Origin of the sequence: Streptomyces sp. NPDC006602 (assembly GCF_042870385.1) — a bacterium.
GTDB lineage: Bacteria > Actinomycetota > Actinomycetes > Streptomycetales > Streptomycetaceae > Streptomyces.
Map to the genome: position 1 here is coordinate 65,021 of NZ_JBIAHG010000005.1, position 17,924 is coordinate 82,944.

The window sequence follows — 17,924 nt, forward strand, 5'->3', positions numbered from 1 at the left end:
GCGGCAGCCGCTCCGTGACACTTCGATGTCTTCAGACGCCGGCCCGGTCCAGGGCGCTCTGCAGGGACTCCACAGGTACCCGTCGTGAGGCCGGATCCGGCGCATGGCCTGCCGTCGTCCTGCCAGGCTGTGCTGGATTGTCGTCAAGGCTGGTCTTTCCCTGTGCCGACCTTCGTTCCTCGGGAACCGCGCAGCGGACGGATGGCTGAAAACCATTGGTGAGGTGAGGTCGCGACTCCGGAAGATCCGCTCCGGAAAGCGGCTACGGGTGGACACATTTCCCCGCAGCTACCTAGTCCAGCGCACGGATGTGCGTTGGTGTCACACCCCCGTGGCGCGGTGGGCGCCTGGTCTGTTTCGGACACACCCGCATCATCACCCGTGGCTACACTCGCCGCCCATGCAACAGCTCGACCGGAAGACAAACCAGCAGAAAACACGTGGCCCTTCATCGAGTGCCGACGCTTTCGACACCCCTGTGAAGAGTGGGTGGACCACTGCCGCATTCGTCGCTGCCCGCCCCGTCAGACGGACGTTCCCCACCGATGCGCGCGGTCTCGGACACGAGCTCGGCTCACCGGTCCGCACCGGGCTCGGAGCGGTCGCAGTCGCACCCGATTCCCGCCGGACAGGCCCCGGTTCAGCTGTGATTAACATCACTTTGGGGAGCGTGGTGTGAGCCGTTCGGAACGACGCCGCCACGCCCGTTCCCGCGAGCCCCGCGGTCACTGGCGGCTGCTGGCCCTGACCCTGACCGTCGTCTTCGCCGCCCTGCTCTTCGAGGGCTGGACCATCCATGAGGTCGACGCCGCCAAGTCGCGGCTTCCCTGCACCAGACCCGTGCCCAGGGCCGTGGACGAGAGCGGTCCGGTCCTGCGACGGATCCGCGGGGACGACGTCGAGTCCTCGGCCGTGCCCGCACGTACCGTCGCGCTCACCTTCGACGGCGGGCCCGACCCCGTATGGACCCCGCGCCTCCTCGACCTGCTGCGCAAGCATCATGCGCACGCGACCTTCTTCCTGTTCGGTGCGCAGGCGGCACGCCATCCGGAACTGGTACGGCGGATCCTCGACGAGGGCCACGAGATCGGCTCCAACACGTACACCGGGGCCGACCTCGGTTCCTCGTCGCGCGTGCGCACCGCGATGGAGCTGACGCTCACCCAGAAAACCCTCGCCGGCACGGCGGGCATCCGCACCAGCCTGCTGCGGATGCCGCTGACCACCGAGGTGGACACGCTGTGCGGCGCCGAGTGGACGGCGGCCCGGCACGCAGCCGCGGACGGCTACGTGCTGGTCGCCGCGAACCGGCCCGACCGCGATCCGGCATACGGCATGGTGCGCCAGTTCAGCCAGACGGACCTGGCGTACGAGGAGACGAAGCACCTGCTCGGCAACCGGCACGCCAACCGGTTCACCACCGTGACGGACGCGCTCGGCATGGCCTCGGCCGACACACGGGTGTCCACCGCCGAACGGTGGCAGGGCAAGGCGCTGATCTGGACCACGACCGCCGGTCACGCGTTCACGCACGCCATGACCTGGGTGCTGCTCGGGCTGGGCGTGCTCGGCGTGCTGCGGCTTGTGATGCTGACCGCCTTCGCCCACGCCCACGTCCGGCGCCTGACCCGCTTCCGCCCCGGCGCGCCCTGGCTGCGGGAGGTCGACGCACCCGTGACGGTGCTCGTCCCCGCGTACAACGAAGAGGCCGGCATCGAGTCCACCCTCCGTTCGCTGCTCGCGTCCACGCACCCCTACCTCGAGGTCATCGTGATCGACGACGGGTCGACGGATCAGACGGCGGACCTCGCCACGTGGATCGACGACCCCCGGGTGCGGGTGATCCGGCAGCCCAACTCGGGCAAGGCGGCCGCGCTCAACACCGGTATGGCGCACGCCTCGTACGACATCGTCGTGATGGTCGACGCCGACACCGTCTTCGAGCCCGACGCCCTTTACCGGCTCATCCAGCCGCTCGCGCACCCGGCCGTCGGCGCCGTCAGCGGCAACACAAAGGTCGGCAACCGGCGTGGGCTGCTCGGCAGATGGCAGCACCTGGAGTACGTCTTCGGCTTCAACCTCGACCGGCGGATGTTCGAGGTGCTGGAGTGCATGCCGACGGTTCCGGGAGCCATCGGCGCCTTCCGGCGTGACGCGCTGCTCGGCGTCGGCGGGGTCAGTGAGGACACCCTCGCCGAGGACACCGACCTCACGATGGCCCTGTGGCGGGCCGGCTGGCGGGTGGTCTACGAGGAGTCGGCGATCGCATGGACCGAAGTGCCGACCTCACTACGGCAGTTGTGGCGGCAGCGCTACCGCTGGTGCTACGGCACGCTCCAGGCGATGTGGAAGCACCGCGGAGCCGTTCTCGAAGTGGGCACCGCGGGACGCTTCGCACGCCGCGGACTGACGTACCTGATGCTCTTTCAGGTAGGCCTGCCGCTGATCGCACCGGTCGTCGACCTGTTCGCTCTGTACGGGGCGCTCTTCACCGACCCCGTGCAGTCGACGGGGATATGGCTCGCCTTCCTCCTGATCCAACTGTGCTGTGCCGGTTACGCGTTGAGGCTCGACGGGGAGAAGCTGCGGGCCCTGTGGTCGATGCCGTTCCAGCTCTTCGTCTACCGGCAGCTGATGTATCTGGTCGTCATCCAGTCCGTGTTCGCCCTCCTGGGCGGCACACGGCTGAAGTGGCACCGCATGCAGCGTGCGGGTACGGCCGCCGCGGAGCAGCTGAGACAGCCGGTCGCCGCACGGGAGTTGTCGTCGAGGTGATCAGGGGGTGGAACCATGAGTGACTGGAACGGGGAGACACAGGCGCCCCGAGTGATCACGGGACACGTCATCGCGCAGACGGATCGGACACGGCCGTACGCGCAACCCGTCCCGAGCCCATACCCGCAGCCCGTCCAACCCGTCCCGAGCCCGCACGAGGTGCGGCCCGGCGGTGGTCACGCCCGCGGCACGCGACCCCCTCGGGTACGCCCCAGCCGAGGTCGCCGTATCGCCCGTCTGCTGGCACTCCTCCTGTGCGCGCTGTTCCTCACCGGTGGCGGCACGTACGCCTGGGCCGACTTCGAGCTCGACCGTGCGGTCGACCTCGGCGAGGCCGGGGACCGTCCGTCGCAGGGGAAGGGGACCACGTACCTCATCGTGGGCTCCGACAGCCGTGACGGCCTGTCCGAGCAGGCCAGGAAGGATCTGCACGCCGGCGGTGGCGGCGGCGGACGTACCGACTCGATGATGCTCCTGCACACCGGCACCCACGGCACCACGCTGGTGAGCCTGCCGCGCGACTCCTGGGTGACCCTCCCGTCGTACCTCGATCCGGACACCGGCAAGCGGCATCGCCCGGCGAAGGACAAGCTGAATGCGGCCTACTCCCTGGGCGGCGCCCGACTGCTCGTGCGGACCATCGAGCTCAACACGGGCATCCGCATCGACCACTACACGGAGATCGGCTTCGGTGGCTTCGTCGGTGTCGTGAACGCCGTCGGCGGCGTGGACATGTGCGTGGACCGGAACATCAAGGACCAGAAGTCGGGTCTCGACCTGACGCAAGGCTGCCACACCCTGGACGGCGCCCAGGCGCTCGCGTTCGTCCGCCAGCGGCACCAGGAGGCACAGGGCGATCTGGGGCGCAGCAGGAACCAGCAGAAGTTCCTCGCCGCGCTCGCCCACAAGGCGGCCACACCGGGCACCGCGCTCAATCCGTTCCGGGCCTATCCCCTGCTGGGCTCGGCGCTGGACACCCTCGTAGTGGACAAGGACATGCAACTGCGCACCCTGGTCTCGCTGTTCGAGGCGATGCGGAGCGTCTCGTCCGGAGCCGGCAGGCAGCTCAACGTCCCCGTGGCCCACCTCGAAATCAGCACGTCGAAGGGCAGCGCCGTGAAATGGGACGCGGCGAAGGCGAAGCAGCTCTTCACCGAGCTGAGGAACGACCGGCCGGTGAGCATCGAGGAGAAAGGCTGACCGCCCGATGGGAGACCGCCCCGTTGAGCGGTCGAAGACCACCGTGTCTTCGCCGACGGCGCGTCAGGGACACCGTCGGCGGCGTGAAGGACTCCTGATGCGTTGTGACATTTCTGTGAGAACGGACGCTGGTCACCGTGGGGCCGTCGTTGCGAACCGGGCGCCTCGGACAGTGCGAACTCGCAATGAACCCGGCGAACGAGGACGGTCTTGGGCCAGGAACGGCAACCCCGCTACGCACGGCCGTACGACGAAGAATTGGGCGCGGCCGTGGCGCGGGCCCAGGACGGAGACGAGACCGCTTTCGCGGTCGCCTATCGGATCATGCAGCCGGGCCTGCTCGGTTATCTGCGCGGAATCGTCGGCGAGGACGCGGAGGACGTGGCCTCCGACGCCTGGCTGGAGATCGCCCGCGACCTCGGACGGTTCAAAGGAGACGGTGCCGGTTTCCGCGGCTGGACGGCGACGATCGCCCGGCACCGGGCAGTGGACCATCTGCGCCGCCAGCGTGTGCGGCCCCGGCCGGGGGCGATCGAACAGGACGTACTGGACCTGCCCGGCCCGCACAACACCCATGAACAGGCCCTCGAGTCCCTCTCCACCGAGCGGGCCCTCGAACTGGTCCGCGGGCTGCCGCAGGACCAGGCCGAGGCCGTGCTCCTGCGGGTCGTCGTCGGCCTGGACGGTCCCGCTGCCGCACGCGTCCTCGGCAAGCGCCCGGGAGCGGTGCGCACGGCCGCCTACCGGGGTCTGAAACGCCTCGCCCGCCAACTGGGCGTCGAGAGCGAGGTGGGAGAGGGCGTGACGGATGAGGCTTCCCGGACGCTGGGGAGTCGGAATGAACGACAACGGCGGCAGTGGACCGGCGGGCGGGCACGAGGCACCGGCACGCCGCATGAATCGAACCTGTCGGACAGGAACGGAAGCGGACATGGGTGAACGGCTGAGCGGCGACGGAGTTCCGGGCCCCGGCAATGCCGTGTCCGGCCCGAAGGACGTGCGTCACGAGGCCGCGCTGGAGACGGTGCTGGCCGCCGTCATGCGCGGAGGCGGTCTCGACCCCGGGGCGGAGCAGCGGGCCGTGGCCGCCTTCCGGGACGCCCGCGGGGCGGGCGTACACCGGGCGCGTACCCGGCGCCGGGACGACTGGCGGCTGCCCGCCGAGCGGCGTGTCGGGCGCCCTGTGAAGGCGACGTTCGGCGCCGCGTTCGCCAGCCTCGCCCTGGGCGGTGTCGCGGTCGCGGCCATCGGTTCGGCCGGCTCGTCCGCGGACGGTGCCGGTGCCGGACGGAGGACCGCGCACCCTGCGGTGGTCACCCCGGCCCGGCCGGGCGGCGAGCCCTCGTCGGCATCCTCCGGTGGCGTCGGAACGACGAACGGCTCGGCCACCGCCCAGGACATCGAGGCCCACTGCCGCGCCTACGAACAGGCGATAGACCGCGGCAAGACGCTCGACGCGACGGCCTGGCAGCGACTCGTCGCGTCCGCGGGCGGCGAGGGCGAGGTCGCCGCGTACTGCTCCGAGCAGCTCGCGCGGGCGACAGCCGTGCCGAGCAGGTCCGGCGAACCCGGCAAGGGGGCCGCAGACGCCGGCACGGGCACGGCGGGGAACACCGGCACGTCGGGCAACGGGAATCCCGGCATCGACACCGGCGGCGCGGGCAATGCGGCCGGCAACGGCCAGGCAAGCGGCGAAAAGGGCGAGTAGTGCCTGCGCCCATCGGCCGGTCCGCTCGCCGTTCGGGGGCCGCCTGGCCGTCGGCGTCGCCGATCCGAGGCGCCGTACCTCGGGTGACGAAGCGTGTTCCTGTGACGTTTACGGCATCCATTTCGATCTGTACGTCGTGGGGAAGTTGACGGCTATCGAGTCTTCTGATGTCGATGGTGCAGATGAGGCGAGAGAGGTGGCGGATATGTGATGAACATCCGCGGATGAGGCAGAAGTGATCAATTCCTTGCGCAAGAACACGTGAGGGAGTGCACGCAGGCAGCGTGCGAACCTGGAGGTTTCGAGTGCGACCGTTCACCCTCAACTACGCCCTCTCCAGGGCGCTTACGACCATGGTGACGCCCTACCGATTCGACGAGTCGCTTCAACTGAACGTGCTTCCCGACGGACGCCCGGCCGTCAGTGACCCGGACCTCCTCCTGGCGGCCGGTACGACGACGTCCACCGCCGGTTCCCAGACACACTTCGACGACTGACGATCCGTAATCGAATGACTGTGCTGATCCTGACGTCCGAAGAGGACGTCACCGCCGACATGGTGGTGGCCAAGCTGCATGAGACGGGGGTGTCCGTGATGCGGCTGGACCCTGCCGACCTGCCGGGCAAGGCCGTGTTGTCCGCGCATTACGCCCACGGCGACTTCGAGGGGCACCTGTCGGTGAACGGCCACGTCCTCAGCACGGGAGGCCTGCGCTCCGTATGGGTGCGCAGGCCCGGCAAACCGGCCGCGCACGCGCCCCACCCATCAGCGTGGCTGACCGCCGAGACCCGTCAGGCGCTGTTCGGAATGCTCTACTCCGCCTCTGCGCGGTGGATGAACCATCCGCGCAACGCCGACCGAGCCCGGCTGAAGCCGTGGCAGTTGAGGGTCGCTCATCTCAGCAGCTTCGCCGTGCCGCCGACTGTCATCACCACCACCCCGCGCTTGGCACGGCAGTTCGCCGATGAGCACAGGAACGTGGTGGTGAAGTCCGCCTCGGGGCCGCCGCCCGGTGACCCCGCGCTGGCTCTGCCCACCACCCTGGTCGGCCCCGACACGGATTTCTCCGGCGTCGCGGCCGGTCCTGCGCTGCTGCAGCGGTACGTGCCCAAGCGTGCCGACATTCGTCTGACCTGTGTCGGCACCCGGCTGTTCGCCGCACGGAAGGCTGCCGAACCCGGCCAGGTCGATGGGCGCTACGGCGACACGGAGCACGCCTGGGAGGTGGTCCCGATTCCCGAACGCGTCCGCAAATCGGTGTACGAGTACGTCGATCTTGCCGGACTGGCCTACGCCGCCTTCGACTTCGCCGAGGATGAGGAGGGTCTCTGGTGGTTCCTCGAGTGCAACCAAAGCGGCCAGTTCGGCTTCGTCGAACTGGAGACCGGGCAGCCGATCTCGGAGGCGGTCGCCCTGTGGCTGTCAGAGCGCACGGCGGACCGTCGTGCTTCCCGGAGCCACCGGTGAGACAGCCGCCCGACAAACGGCGGCCATCTCACGCTGCCGGTCGTGGGGCCGTGAGACGGCCGTTTTCGTGGCGGTCTCACGGCCGGGCGGGTCGGCTCAGCGGGTAACCATGACGGCGTCCAGGACGACGGTGGATCTTTCGGGTGTGCTGCCGGAGAGGACCCGCAACTGCACCTTGTGGGTCGTGATCGTGGTGCCGAGTGTGTGAGTGAACACCACTTGCCGGTAGGCGGTCGCCGCAGCGTAGGTGTTCACCGTGCCGACCGTTTTTCCGTCCACCACGACCGCGAAGCGCCCGCCGTTCGACTTCCGGGTCGCCACGATGCGCAGTTGGGTGCCGTCCGCCGAGAAGGACACGTACGCACCCTTGGTGGCGGAGGTACGTTCGGTGCCGGACCAGGCGGAGGATGCCGCCACCGACTTCCAGGTGCCCGTGTAGTGCAGTGCCGCGGAGCGGTCGTCGACCGGGATGCCGGTGGTGGCCGCCCTGCTCCAGGAGCCGGTCTGGCCGGCGTCGTCGTGGGCGCGGACGTAGAACCGGTAGGTGAGTCCGGGCACCGGCAGCACCGGGCTGCCCGCTTTGCCGAAGACCGCGGAGGTGGCCGTGGTGGAGGTGCGCCAGGTGTGCAGCGGCCCGAGCCTCCAGACGCCCGCGCTGTCACGGGTGGCGACGCGCCATCCGACGTCGTACGACTTCACGCCCGCGGTCTTCGCCGACCAGGCGACCGGCACCGCGGCGCTCGTGGCCGCGCTGCTCGCGAGGGTCGGCGCGGTGACGGAGGCCGCCGGGGCCACCCGGCGCAGGGTCACCTTGCCGCTGACGTCGGCTGCCGCCCGGCCGGTGACGGTGTCGCGCGCGGTCAGCGTCCAGGTGTAGGCGCCCTCGGCGGCTGCTCCGCCCGCCTGCGTCGTTCCGTTCCACACCGGTGCGATCTTGCCGCCCGTGGCCGTACCGGTCAGGGAACGCACCTGCGTGGTGCCGGACTTGAGGGTGAGCGTCCAGCTCACCGGCCGGTCGTAGGTCCAGGTGGGGGTCCAGGTGTCGGCCGATCCGTCGCCGTTGGGGCTGAAGCCGGTCGGGGCGGTGGCCGAGGCGACGGTGGGCACGCCTGCCCAGGTCACGTGGGTGACGCCGGCGTCGTCCATCCAGGCTGCCCAGGGGGCGTCGCGGTCGACCGCCCACCGGTCGGCGGCTGCGGTGTCGGCCTTGCCCGGGAGGGCGAACAGAGGCTGTGCCGCGGCTCCCGTCACGCCCAGCGGCTGGGCGTTCAGCGTGACGGCGCCGCCGTCCGGGGACTTGGTGAAGGTGTAGAGAACGTTCGTGCCGAGGATCGGCGTGTGGACGGAGGCGTCCACGGTGGTGCCGGTCGAGCTGCCCGCCTTGAGCAGCAGGCCGGTGGTGGACGCGGCGCCGCAGGTGGTCAACAGGATCCGGGAGCCTCGCACCTGGAGGGCGCCGGGCAGGCAGCTCACGGTGGCTGCGGTGGTGGCGGTGCCGGTGGTCAGGTCGGTCCGGCGGATCGACCAGGTGGACGTGGTGCCGTTCCGTACCGAGGAGTACAGGGCGCCGCCGTCCAGAGCGGAGCCGGCAGGCACCCTCTGCCTGCGGTCGTCGGCGAAGGTGTCGAGGAAGAGAGTGCCGTCCGACGCGGTCGTCTTGTCCGCCAGCAGGACGTGCGCACCGTCGAAGTCCACGACGCTCACGTCCGAGAAGTCGTAGAAGTCCAGCTGCGTACCGACCAGCTTGCCGTCCTCGTACACCTGGAGGTGGGCCCGCGCGGGGGGACCGCCCTGCTCGACCAGGACGCGTCCGCCGGCGGCGGCCAGGGTCTGGTGGACCAGGCCGTCGGTGTAGGCCAGTACCCGGGACGGCGTGCTCGCCGAGGCTCCGGCCGGGCCGGCCGACAGGTTCGAGCGGAGCAGGACGCCCTGCTGACGGGAGGAGTCGTCGGCCGTGTAGAGCGCACCGTGGGACAGCGCCAGGGCGTCCAGCCTGGCGGGTCCTGCGGGGATCGTGGTGGCGTCGCCGGCGGCGGTGGAGACCCGGCCGTCGGCGAGGGTCTGGATCGCGGCGTCCACGTCGGGCCGGTAGAGCGTCACGCGCATCTTGCCGTCGTCGCCTACCGAGAGGTCGGTGAAGGTCCCGCCCAGGTCCCGCTCCGGTGCGGAGCCGTCTCTGGGCATCGCGAACAGCTCGCCCGTCCCGTCCGCGTTCGTCATGTAGCCGGCGAGGGTGTCGTCGCTGATCCAGTGCGCCCCGCCGGTGGGCAGGGTGACGGTGGAGGAGCCGTCGCCGGGCGCCGACCGCTGCCACTCGGTCAGGGTCGAGCCGTCGATGACCCCGACATGGCGGGGGGTGAACTCCAGGCCCCACGGCATCTCGTCGGTCGTGGGCTCAGCCACGGTGACCGTCGCGCCGGTGGCGAAGTCGACATACACGAAGCTGTGGGCCCAGTCGGGCGCGGTCCGCCGGAGCACCAGGGCGCCGTGTGCGTCCGAGGCGCGGACTTCGTACTGCTCGTCGTCGGACAGCAGCGTGCGGTCCTCGCTGCCGGGTGTGCGCAGCAGCAGGCGCACTCGGCGGGCGGAACTGTCGTCGTCGTAGCTCTGCTGTACGAGGATGCCGTCGCCGGCCTGCCCACGGTAACGCTCGTCCCCCGCGGCTCCCGAATTGTCGTAGGCGACCGGGAGAACGTCCTCGGCACCGGAGTCGAGGTGGCGCAGGCTGACGTGGTCGGCGAGATCACCGTTCGGGTTGGCGGAGGTGGCGACGGCCGCCACCCCGTCCTGCACGGACACCGCGTCGACGTTCACCGACTCGTCGGTGTCCGCGAGCCGGCCGAGGTCCTGGGGGGTGCCTCCGGAGACGGCGAGCCAGCCGTGCGCCGGCGTGTCGGCGGGGGTCTTCTGCCGCCAGACGACCGCCTGACCGGAACCGGATATCTCGTCCGCGGCGGGCACGGAAGTCGTCCGCGCGGCCAGCGTGGTCGACACGTCGGTCGCCGGTACGGCAACGGCCGTCACGGAGGTGACGGCCTGGGCTACGGCGAGCGCCGTGAGGGCTGCCGGGACAGCGAGGAAGCGGCGTCTGTGGGAAGGCATGGCAGCCCGATCTCTGCGCGAACATCAAGGCGCGAATCGTGACACAGAGGTCCGCTCCGCACAGCGGGCGGATCTTGTTTTCTCACCGAACAGGGCACTTCTCTTACCAGGGGGCTGCGCGTCGCCTTCGGCTTCACCGGCGCGGACTCGGATCTCACCCTCTTCCTGAGCGATGACCACGGCCGGGTGGTGGGGGACGGCCAGGGATGGTGACGCAAGGTGGCGTCGACGAACTGGCGTTCACAGCCGATGTGTTGCTGTGTCACGGCTGTGCCACGGCGGTGTCCTGAAGGGAAGACCGGCGCGACCTGCGGGTTCTGGGCGGCCTCATAGTGATCACAGAGCGGGAAACGGTGGAAACGCCGCCGGCTCCCCGCTACTCCCGCCCCCGGAAGGAACCTGCCGTGAAGAACCGCCACCTGCGCAAGGCCGTCCTCGCCACCGCCGCGATCACCGCCGGACTGCTGATGACGGCCTGCCAGAACGGCACCGCCGACAGCTCGTCCGGCAAGAGCCCGGCGGACACGGCAAGCCCGGTGGCGGCCGCGGAGAAGGCGTCGGACTCCAACGACTCCGAGGGCGTCAGCGGCTCGTTCGAGAACGGCGAGGTCACCTACCTCGCCCCGGGCAAGTACATCGTGTCCGTACCGGGCAGGGAGGACCAGCAGTTCTGGGTCGCCGACGACACCGAGGTCTACGGCGCCGGCACGATATGCGGCGAGGCGGGGGCGAAGGTGGACGCGCCGTGCACAGTGGACCAGCTGGAGTCGGTCCTCAAGAAGGGTGCCGTGAACGCCGACGTGGAGATGAAGAACGGCGCCGCGACCCTGGTGACCGAGCGACGTGCCGCCCATCAGGACTCCGCGTCCGACTCCGGCAGTGGTTCCGACTCCGACTCCCGCGAGACCGTCGTCGAGGGCATCAACGAGGGCAAGGGCGTCAACGGAACCTGGTTCGGCAACGTCTCCTACCTGGCGCCGGGCAAGTACGCCGTCTCCGACATGAAGGGCACCGAGCAGCAGTTCCTCGTCGCCGATGACACCAAGATCATGGGCTACGACGACATCTGCGATGCCGTGAACACCGGGCCGGGCGGCGAGGGCGGCGCCGAGTGCACCGAGGCCGAACTGGAGACGGCCGCCAAGCAGGGCTTCTCCGCCGAGGTCGAGATCAGCAACGGCATCGCGACCACCATCACCGACGACCACTGAGCTGCGGGCGGGCCGGAATACGTCGGCGCGGTGCGGCGATGCGGCACTGACTTCTCCCCGTCGCACTTCGAAGCCGTGCCCATCCCGTACCCGTAGGAGCGGGCAAGCACGGTCACCAGCGGCGCGGCCGGACCCGCACACGGTGCAAGTCAACACCGGCCGAGTCCCGTGCGAAGCGGCCGACGAGTGGGAGACAGTGACGTGTTCACCGGTCTCCTCAAGGTCACCGCCCCTTTCCCGGCGGAGATCGACCTCGGCCGGGTCTGAACCGGTCCCGCGCCGGCAGCATCCCACCCGGAACGCCCGAACGACGGCCCGACCGACCGACGGCCTTCAGAGGCAGTCGTACGTGAGGTGGGTGGTGACTGTGCGGTGGGTGGGAGAAAGGATGTGTAGTTCAGCCCGTGCCGTGTAGTGGCCCTTGCCCTGGAAGGTCCACAGCAGGTGCGGTCGTGCCTGTCTCTGGCCCCGGACCACCACTTCGCGCAGGACGCCCGAGGCGGTGCCGTCACTCCGGGTCCAGCGGTAGGAGAGCGTGCCCGGTCGGCCGTTGGTGGCGACGAGGGCGACTATGTCCGCTGTGTCGTCACATCCCAGAACCGTCGGCCGGGCCGTGACCGCCACCGTGCGCACCGTGACGGACGGCCCGAGGCGCTGCCAGGCGAGAAAGGCGATGACGGTGGTCAGCACGAGCGCGGGCAAGGCGTGTCTTCGCAGACCTCGGCGCGGGGGCGCGAGGGGCGGCGGCCCTGAGGGCAGCATGCCATGGGTACGGTGCGCGACGGCGGCCGTGACCCCCGGGCCGAAACGCAGCACGGTGCCTTCGGCACGATCCGGCAGCGTCGGCGTCGGCGTCGGCGTCGGCGTCGGCGTCGGCGTCGGCGTCGGCGTCGGCGTCGGCGGGATCCTCGTGGAGGGCGGCCCGACGAGGGTGGTGTCCGGCTCGGGCCTTTGGATCCAGTGGCTGGCCAGCACCGTGGCGCTGTACTCGGCGTCGGCGGAGCCGAGTTCGTCGCTCGGGGCGTGTTCGTCGGTGGGGCCGAGGTGGAGGGTGGAGGTGTGGTCGTCGGCCGGGTCGAGCACCCGCGTTTCGTCGGCGGAGCCGAGCACCTGGGTGGGCTCCCAGTCCTCGGCAGAGGCGGGAGTGCGGTCGTTGTGAGCGCTCATCCGATGACACACCCCCTGGTCAGAAGCTGCTGCGAGGCGCCGCCGTCGGCGGAGGGCGGAGTGGTCGTGGCCTGCACCGTCCAGTAACAGCCGTTGCCCTGGAAGGTGTGGTCGACGGTGAGCGTGTACTGGGTGGCGCCGCTGCGCTCGAACGTCTGGGACGCACCGTCCGGGGTGCCGGGCTGTCCCCCGGTGTCGCCCGTGAACCACGAGACGGTGATGGAGAACGGTTCGGTGCCGTCCGTGGTGATGCCGATCGTTGCCGTGGCGGTCGTCGGACCCGTCTGCCGGAAGCCCGACACCGCGACGTCCTTGACGGCGGGAGCGGCCGGCGAGGTGGGGGCAGCGGTCGTCGGCGTCGCCTCGGTGGTCGCCGCGCTGGGTGTCGTCGTCTCCGGGGCGGCCGGAGCCGGAGCCGTGGTGGCGGACGCCGAAGGCTCGTCGGTGCCGGTTGTCGCCGGGTCCGAGGGCGACAGGCTGGGTGACACGGTGGACGTCGGGGGCGGCGGGGACGAGTTCGCCGACGCGGTCGGTGGAGCGATGAGCTCTCCCGACTCCACACCGGGCTGGGCACTGGTGGTGGCCAGTGCCTGCGCCGCCTGCTGCGGATCCGCTCCCAGCGGGGTGTGCTGGATGCCGTAGGTGAGGAGGACCGCCAGAAGCACGGCCGCACCGGCCACCAGCATCCCTGGCCGGCCGGGACGCCACGACCGCGCCCAGCCGAGGCCCGGTTCGCTCAGGACCGTACGTGCGGTGTCCGTCGTGGTGCGCGGGGCGCGGGCCGAGGGAAGCAGCAACGGCAGCAGGGCCACCAGCGCGGCGAGCCGGCCGCGGCCGCGTTCCTCCCAGTCGGGTCCGTAGGCGGCGCCGGCCACCGCCTCCAGTTCCGTGACGAACTCCTCGGCGTGTGTGGGCCGTTCCCGCGGGTCCTTGGCCAGACCACGCCGGACCAGCTCCCGCACCGCCTCGGGGGCCTCCTCGGCGGGGACGGGCGCGTCGACGTGCTGCAGCGCGAGTTCGGCGAGATTGTCACCCGAGTACGGCTTGTGGCCCGTCAGGCACTCGAAGAAGGTGGCCGTGGCCGCGTACACGTCGGCGGCGGGAGAGGCGGGCGCGCCGGTCCACTGCTCCGGGGCCATGTAGGCGGGGGTTCCCGCCACGCCGACGCTGGTGCCGGCGTCCACCGCGATCCCGAAGTCGACCAGCTTGGACGATCCGTCCGGTACGACCAGGACGTTCGCCGGTTTGTAGTCGCGGTGGACGACGCCGATGCGGTGCGCGTCGGCCAGGCCGAGCAGCGACCCCTTGAGGACCACGAGCGCGGCCTCGGGATCGAGCGGACCCTCCCTGGTCAGCAGGGTCCGCAACGAGACACCGTCCACCAGCTCCATCACGATGGCGGCGCCGTCCGGGCTCTCGACGTACTCGTACAACCCGGTGACGTACGGGCTGTCCAGGCCGCCGAGCAGCCGCGCCTCCGCCCTGAACTCGCGTACGAAGCCCGGCCGGGCGCGCAGTGACTCGCTGAGGTACTTCACCGCGACCGGCACGCCCGTCTCCTCGTGCACGGCAAGGACGACCCGCCCGCTCGCCCCTGATCCGAGCTCCAGTGACTCGGCATATCCGGGCACTCCCCAAGTGTTCATCAACAGCCCCCCAAGGCCGCACGTGCTGCCGGAGACTCACCCGCCCCGGAGCTTCGGCCACGCGTCCAAAGACACGTTTTCAGCCACTGCGGTTGCGGTGCGGCATCCGGTATCCCCGTTCCGGGCACCGGCAGCCGGGAAATCGGAGGGAGCACCACTGGATAGTGCCTCAGAACCAGCACAGATCAGCCCGGAACGCCGGTAACAGTCCGGCGCACGGCCCGCGTTCCACGCGGGTGCGCGACCGGTCCGACCCGTTTCCTGCAGCTTTTGCCGCGGCTGCGGAGTGAATCAGGGGTGGCCCTGCCGGTCATGCGCCGGGCAAGGCAAGGCAAAGCAACTGCTAAGATCCGGCCACTTGCCTGGGGGGGCGTCCGAACGTCAGACATGCCGCGTGGTCCTGACCTGCGGCTCGACGGCGCACGCACGAGTCTCCCCACACCTTCGCCTACCGTTCCCGGAGATCTTGCATGGGCAGACGTGCGCTCGTACGAGGCGCCACCGCCGCCGCCGTTTCCTTCGCTCTCGCCGTCGGCCTCGGTTCGCTGACAGCCGGCGGCGCGTACGGCGGAACGGTCACCGGAGAGGTGGTCGTGCCGGCCACCACGGCCCTGGTTCCCCGCACGGGCCTGCTGAGCGCCGGGCCCTCGGGATTCCTCCGCTATGAGGAGGGGCGGGGCCAGCTGTGGACGACGTACGACGGTGTCGACACGGTCGTCGACGCGTCGGGCACGGACGCGTACGGCGTCACGAGCGCCGGCGCGGGCTCGGACGTCGTGGCCCGCTATGACAGCTCCGCCAGGATCGTGACGCTGCGGAACATGACGTCCGGCCAGGTCGGTACGGTCGCGCTGCCCGACGGGCACTGGTACTTCAGCACCCTCGGGTCGACGGTCGTCACGATGACGGGAACCCCGGGCACCGACCTCGCGTGGCATCTGCTGGACGCCCAGGACGACGGCTCCGTCACCGACCGTACGGTGGAAGGCGTCCCCTCCGGCGTCTCCCTGTGGTCCGCCGCGGGGCTGGGCGACGCGCACGGACAGGTGGTGCGTTACAGCAAGGGTGACGACACCGTCACCGGGTGGCTCGATGTCGAGCAGGCGCGCTTCACGGCCCTGCCGTACACCGTGCTGCCGTGGTACTCCCAGATCGCGCTCAGCCCCACCCACCTGCTGTGGGTGTACGACGGCACCCTGCACGTCGCCTCCCGTCAGGACCCGGCCGCCGCCGTGCGGACCCTGCGGGTCGGCGAGGTCGCGCAGGTGCTGGGCCTCGTCGGCGACACCGCCATCGTGTCCCGGTACGACTCCGCCCTGGGCCGCTACGACACCAGCCTCCCGGTCTCGCGGGTCGAGGCCGTCCCCCTCGACGGCTCCGCACCGCGGACGATTCTGGCCAGGACGTCACGGGAGGCCGTGCCGACTCCGGACGGCGGGCTCCTGGTGGCGGGCGGCGCCGACACCGACCACTGGGGTGTCTCCCTCGTCGAGGCCGCCGAGGGCGGCGGGGTCACCGTGCGCGGGATCGCGGACGCGTACCCCCGCCAGGCCGTCCACACGGTCTCCCAACTCACCCTTACACAGGGGCGGTTGACCACCGTCGAGCAGGACCCGGTGGGTGAGTGGACCTATCTCCACACCCGTGAGACCGGCGTGGCGGACGCCCCCACTGCGGGGGCACGCACCACCCGCGGCCGTGTCGTGCCGCTGAACTACGCGCAGGGCCGCCCGAGCCTCCTCGACACCGGTGACGGCCGGACCGTCATCTCGGGCTACGGCACGAGCGACGCCCAGCAGCCCCGGCTCCTCGGCGCCACCCAGTCACTGCCCGGCACCCGCATCGACAGCTCCCGCAGCTACCAGACCGCGACCGCCGCGAGCGGCCGCTTCGCCGCTCTGACGGGGCCGTACGACAGCGCCGGCGTGGCGGAGACCCGGGTCGTCGACCTCGACACCGGGCGCACGGTGTACACGACGACGGAGACCGTGCGGGCGCTATGGGGCACCACCCTGTGGGTGATGTCCGGCAACAACGCCGTGGTCTCCGTCGACCTGCTGACCGGACAGCAGGTCGACTCGGCGTCGTTCGGGCGCGGCTGTCTGCTGAACGACTTCCAGGCGGTCGGCCGGTGGCTGCTGTGGAACTGCGTACTGAACTCCGAGGGGCAGGGCGTCTACGACACCGTCACCAGGCGGAATCTGACGCTCGTGTCGGGCGACGGCTGGGAGCAGGCGCAGCTCGGCGACGGCTTCGTCGCGACCGTCGAGGACGGGCAGCTCAAGGTGATCGACGTGCGCGGCGGGACGCCCGTGTCGCACACCGCCGGGAAGTTCGAAGGCAACGCCTGGGACGTCGACCCGTACACCGGCGTGATCGCCCAGCTCCGCTCCGACAACTCCGTCCGTCTGACCTCCAGCGATGTCCCCGTCTCCGCTCTCGTCCAGCGCGACGCCACCGTCGCCGCCTCGGTCGACGTCAAGGGCGGCGCCGCGCAGTGGAGCCCGAAGTGGTGGCTGAACAAGCCCGCGGCCTCCTGGAAGCTCGTGATCGGCAACAAGGCCGGTACGGCCGTCCGCACCCTCTCGGGCGGTCTGGCGCGCGGTGTGGTGACCCCGGCGTGGAACGGCAAGGACGGCTCCGGCCGGCTGGTGCCCAACGGCGCCTACAACTGGACGCTCACGGTCACCCCCGCGGACGGGCAGGGCGCGGCGCCGGCGAAGTCCGGGACGGTGAAGGTCACCGGCGCGGCAGCGGCGTGGCGGGACTTCGTCGGGTCGGACGGCTTCGGCGAGTTGGTGACGCTGAACGGCTCGGGCGGGCTGACGTACCAGTACGGGACGGGGAAGGGAACGTTCACCGGGAAGCGGACGGGCTCCGGGTGGCCGACGACGGTGAAGGTCGTGCCCTTCGGCGACCTGAGCGGTGACCGGTGCAACGACGTGCTCGTACGGTTCAGCAGCGGCGCGTTGCGCGCCTACCGGCCCGCGTGCGGTGCGGCGGTGACACCGTCGACCGCGTACACCTCACTGGGCACGGGCTGGAACCAGTACAACGTGCTCACCTCGCCGGGAGACGTCAGCGGTGACGGGCGGGCGGACCTGATCGCCCGTCACGCCTCGACCGGGGACGTCTACCTGTACAAGGCGACGAGCACGGGGAAGCTCTCGGCGAGGGTGAAGATCGCGTCCGGGTGGACGGGCTACAAGAAGATCGTGGGCGCGGGGGATGTGAACGGCGACGGTCACGGCGATCTGCTGGCGCAGGACAAGTCGAACGAGCTGTGGCGCTACGACGGCACCGGCTCGGGCACGTTCAAGAGCCGGGTGAAGGTCTTCAGCGACTGGGGCACGTCGTACAACGTGATCGTGGGCGTGGGCGACATCACCGGCGACGGCAAGGCCGACATCGTCTCCCGGGACACCTCCGGCACCGTGTGGCGCAACAACGGCAACGGCAAGGGCTCCTTCGGCGGCCGTACGAAGATCGCCACTGGCTGGCAGGGTTACAAGGGCCTGTTCTGAGCCGACCGACACTGTCGGCCCCTCCATGGAGGGGCCGACAGCTCATGCATGCGCGGCGACAAGTGACGATCTTGGAACGAAGTGTGCACAAGTCGTGCAGAAACAGGTCGGGCGATGGTAGGA

11 protein-coding genes are annotated in these 17,924 nt (G+C 70.5%); 8 read left to right on the forward strand and 3 right to left on the reverse strand.

The annotated features are described in order from the left end of the window. Positions 1–675 precede the first annotated feature (675 nt). From ACFYO2_RS15420 to tgmB, 6 genes are all read left to right on the forward strand, one after another. Positions 676–2,775: a bifunctional polysaccharide deacetylase/glycosyltransferase family 2 protein gene (locus ACFYO2_RS15420; RefSeq protein ID WP_388348751.1), complete on the forward strand. Its 2,100-nt coding sequence runs from the start codon at positions 676–678 to the stop codon at positions 2,773–2,775. A gap of 15 nt (positions 2,776–2,790) precedes the next feature. Next, positions 2,791–3,975, forward strand: a complete 1,185-nt coding sequence (locus ACFYO2_RS15425; protein ID WP_388348753.1) for an LCP family protein — start codon at positions 2,791–2,793, stop codon at positions 3,973–3,975. 210 nt (positions 3,976–4,185) lie between these two features. Next, positions 4,186–4,914: an RNA polymerase sigma factor gene (locus ACFYO2_RS15430; protein ID WP_388348755.1), complete on the forward strand. Its 729-nt coding sequence runs from the start codon at positions 4,186–4,188 to the stop codon at positions 4,912–4,914. Further along, a complete protein-coding gene (locus ACFYO2_RS15435; RefSeq protein ID WP_388348757.1) occupies positions 4,907–5,683 on the forward strand; it encodes a hypothetical protein in 777 nt (258 codons plus the stop codon). Before ACFYO2_RS15430 ends, ACFYO2_RS15435 begins: the two co-directional genes overlap by 8 nt. 305 nt (positions 5,684–5,988) lie before the next feature. Beyond that, entirely contained in the window at positions 5,989–6,180 is a 192-nt protein-coding gene (gene tgmA, locus ACFYO2_RS15440) for a putative ATP-grasp-modified RiPP (protein WP_388348759.1), read from the forward strand. Between the two features lie 14 nt (positions 6,181–6,194). Continuing rightward, a complete protein-coding gene (gene tgmB / locus ACFYO2_RS15445; protein ID WP_388348761.1) occupies positions 6,195–7,151 on the forward strand; it encodes an ATP-grasp ribosomal peptide maturase in 957 nt (318 codons plus the stop codon). A gap of 96 nt (positions 7,152–7,247) precedes the next feature. Here tgmB and ACFYO2_RS15450 read toward each other — a convergent pair whose 3' ends face one another. After that, positions 7,248–10,253 carry a hypothetical protein gene (locus tag ACFYO2_RS15450; RefSeq protein ID WP_388348763.1) on the reverse strand — a complete coding sequence of 1,002 codons (3,006 nt, stop codon included), beginning with the start codon at positions 10,251–10,253 and terminating at the stop codon, positions 7,248–7,250. 404 nt (positions 10,254–10,657) lie between these two features. Between ACFYO2_RS15450 and ACFYO2_RS15455 the strand changes: the two genes are divergently transcribed. Next, a complete protein-coding gene (locus ACFYO2_RS15455) occupies positions 10,658–11,464 on the forward strand; it encodes a hypothetical protein (protein WP_388348765.1) in 807 nt (268 codons plus the stop codon). Between the two features lie 333 nt (positions 11,465–11,797). Here ACFYO2_RS15455 and ACFYO2_RS15460 read toward each other — a convergent pair whose 3' ends face one another. Together ACFYO2_RS15460 and ACFYO2_RS15465 are read right to left on the reverse strand one after the other, a co-directional pair. Next, positions 11,798–12,631: a hypothetical protein gene (locus ACFYO2_RS15460; RefSeq protein ID WP_388348767.1), complete on the reverse strand. Its 834-nt coding sequence runs from the start codon at positions 12,629–12,631 to the stop codon at positions 11,798–11,800. Continuing rightward, a complete protein-coding gene (locus tag ACFYO2_RS15465) occupies positions 12,628–14,277 on the reverse strand; it encodes a serine/threonine-protein kinase (protein WP_388348769.1) in 1,650 nt (549 codons plus the stop codon). The genes ACFYO2_RS15460 and ACFYO2_RS15465 overlap by 4 nt, the downstream gene beginning before the upstream one ends. A 470-nt stretch (positions 14,278–14,747) precedes the next feature. On the opposite strand from ACFYO2_RS15465, the gene ACFYO2_RS15470 reads away from it, so the two are divergent. Continuing rightward, the gene (locus tag ACFYO2_RS15470) at positions 14,748–17,801 is read left to right on the forward strand and encodes an FG-GAP-like repeat-containing protein (protein WP_388348771.1); all 3,054 of its coding nucleotides are present in this window, start codon (positions 14,748–14,750) and stop codon (positions 17,799–17,801) included. The last annotated feature ends 123 nt before the right edge of the window (positions 17,802–17,924 follow it).